The following is a 2,401-nucleotide window of genomic DNA, read 5'->3' on the forward strand; positions in this document are numbered from 1 at the left end:
GATCACGGCCCCGATCGCAGAGAAGCTCAATCTTGTCACAAAAGTGGCTGCCGACGACGCTGTGCTGGATGAAGCGCTCGCGATCGGGGAGCGACTGGCTGCGCTGCCGCCACAGGCGCTGCGGGCCAGCAAGGTTGCGATGAACATGCATCTGTCGAGGGCGGCCCAAGGAGTGCTGGAATACGCGCTGGCTGAGGAGTACACCTCGTTCTCGACCCCGGAGTTCAAGGAGCGGGTGGCCGCGTTCCGGGCGCGCTCGAAGAAGTAGGAGACTCAACGGCGGCAAGGAGTTTCTCCAACGCGGCGCGTTCGCCGGCGGTCCAGGGACGGGTAGCGGAGCGATCCTCCCGCAGGACGACCTGCACGGTACGGACCGTCGCACACCGGTGAGTTGCGGTGGCGATGACGTTGATCGTCGTGAACGACGTGGCGCCGATCGCCTCGACGGCGGAGGAGACCTCGACAACATCGGTTTGCACGACTGGGTGGTGGTAGTCAATTGCGTTGTGGACGACGACAATCGAGCCCCACGCATCGGGAAGGGCGACGGACAGGAAGCGGTTCCGGGCCTCTTCCGCGTAGACCAGGAAGACGGTGTTGTTCACATGCCCCACTGGGTCGAGGTCGGTCCACCGCGGCTCGATGCGAAGCAACGTCGTCATGGACTCCTCCATACCAACCACTTTGTTTCGCCGTGGACCAGTCAGCGGTAGGCGGTTACCCGCGCGGTGATCGCCACCTTGCCGTCGTCGCCGATGGCCTGCGCATCGCCGACTGCGGTGTTGCGCCCCACCCGCAAGGGCGTGCCCTCGTAGCGGGAGGCAGTGCCGGCGAAAAACGGACGCAGAAAGTTCACGCGCACTGACGCGGTCTGCAGCAGACCGTCGGCACGGTCCCGGTTCACGGCGGCTGAGGCCGCGAGTTCCAGGCCGGCCGCGGCGACGCCGCCGTGCAGGATGTCGATGTCGTTGTTCAGATTGCCGTCGACACGCTGCGCCAGCACCGGAGCGGCACCACTGTCCGCAATGTGCGCCGCCATCAGGTCGGCGAACGTGGTCTCGGCCGATCGTCGTAGCGTCTCCGGCCGTTGTTGGGGGACAACGTCATCGGTGTCGATGAAGAACGACCGCACCCTGCCGCCGCCGATCACCATTCCGCGGTAGCTCAGCGTGCAGATCCCCAGCGACGTCGCGCCCAGCGGACCAAGTGCGTGCGCGGTGGCCAACACGGGACCGTCGAGGTCCCCGATGCCGTCGAGGCTGAGGTCCATCGACAGCTCGCTCGACACCGTCCACTGGCCGGGCCGCCGCCGATAGTGGTTGACGATGCCAGCCGCCGCGTCGACCAGAATGGCCAACGGTCCGACCGTCGGGGCGCCGGTGAAGGGATTGCGAAACCTCTCCATCGGCATGCTCAGCGCCGCAATGGCTTCGGCCGGGCGCGACTCGACGTAAGAGATGCAGAACCGGACCTGTATCGAATCGGGCGTTTCGAGATCGTGCTCGTTGGTTCGCTTGTCGACTTCGGTCACTCGAGAAGGTCAACGACAGTTGACAATTCGGAGCCGGTCAGGACGAACTCCTCCGCCTTCTGAAGGTGCCTCGTCCAGAGCTGGCCGGCCTTCTCGGCTTCGCCGTCCTTGATCAGGTCCAGCACCATCCGGTGGGTCTTCGCTGAGCGGCGGACTGCCTGCTCGGCGCGCGTACCTTTGGTGGGCTGAAGCGAGCGGTTGGCCTTCTCGATGATGTGATGCAGCATGTCGCTGACGATCTGTAGGGTGCTGTTGCCCGACAACCGCGCGATTGCGGCGTGAAAGTCGGTGAGTTGATCGACGGCTTCGCTGCCGGGGTTCAGCTGCGACTCACGTTCGACGATCTGCTCGAGTTCGGCAATGACCTTGGGGCTGTGGTCCTTGGCCAACTGTTCGACCATCGGAACCTCAAGGGTCACCCGCGCGTCGTAGACGTCCTTAACCGTGACGCCCTCGTACTCCAAGATCAAGCCCGCGTAGCGGGCCAGCGTCTCACGACGTGGACGGGTGACGCGCGCTCCGCCGCGTACCCCGCGTTGCACCTGGATCAGGGATTCGGACTCGAGCACCCGGAACGCTTCCCGCAGCGTCGGTCGTGACACCCCGAAACGCTCCATCAGCTCGGACTCAGGTGGCAGCATGGTGCCTTCGGTGATCTCGCCGCGGATGAACATCCGCCGCAGCACCGTAGCCACCCGATCGGCCATCTTCGGTTCCCGAAGACTGGTGACCTCCATTGCAACCTCCACCGCTATGCGAATATGCGAATTAACTAACCATTTAGCAGGTTAGCCGAATTAGTGGGTCGAGCCGGGGATTGGCGACCGCCAGAGTTAGCAACGTCACCCTTAATACCCCATCGATCGGCCC

4 protein-coding genes are annotated in these 2,401 nt (G+C 64.3%); 1 reads left to right on the forward strand and 3 read right to left on the reverse strand.

Annotated elements, in window-relative coordinates:
• On the forward strand, positions 1-268 hold a 268-nt coding region (locus tag WAN71_RS24750; protein ID WP_422227856.1), incomplete at its 5' end, for an enoyl-CoA hydratase/isomerase family protein.
• On the opposite strand, the gene WAN71_RS24755 is transcribed toward WAN71_RS24750, so the two are convergent.
• Genes WAN71_RS24755 through WAN71_RS24765 form a run of 3 tightly spaced genes read right to left on the reverse strand, consistent with a single transcriptional unit; the run spans position 225 to position 2,268 of the window.
• Entirely contained in the window at positions 225-662 is a 438-nt protein-coding gene (locus WAN71_RS24755; RefSeq protein ID WP_422227857.1) for an acyl-CoA thioesterase, read from the reverse strand. The genes WAN71_RS24750 and WAN71_RS24755 overlap by 44 nt on opposite strands.
• A gap of 41 nt (positions 663-703) precedes the next feature.
• Entirely contained in the window at positions 704-1,531 is an 828-nt protein-coding gene (locus WAN71_RS24760) for a PaaI family thioesterase (protein WP_422227858.1), read from the reverse strand.
• Complete coding sequence (locus WAN71_RS24765; RefSeq protein ID WP_422227859.1) at positions 1,528-2,268, reverse strand: FadR/GntR family transcriptional regulator; 741 nt, start codon at positions 2,266-2,268, stop codon at positions 1,528-1,530. Before WAN71_RS24765 ends, WAN71_RS24760 begins: the two co-directional genes overlap by 4 nt.
• Positions 2,269-2,401: the final 133 nt, after the last annotated feature.

The organism is Mycobacterium sp. (genome assembly GCF_049280035.1).
GTDB lineage: Bacteria > Actinomycetota > Actinomycetes > Mycobacteriales > Mycobacteriaceae > Mycobacterium.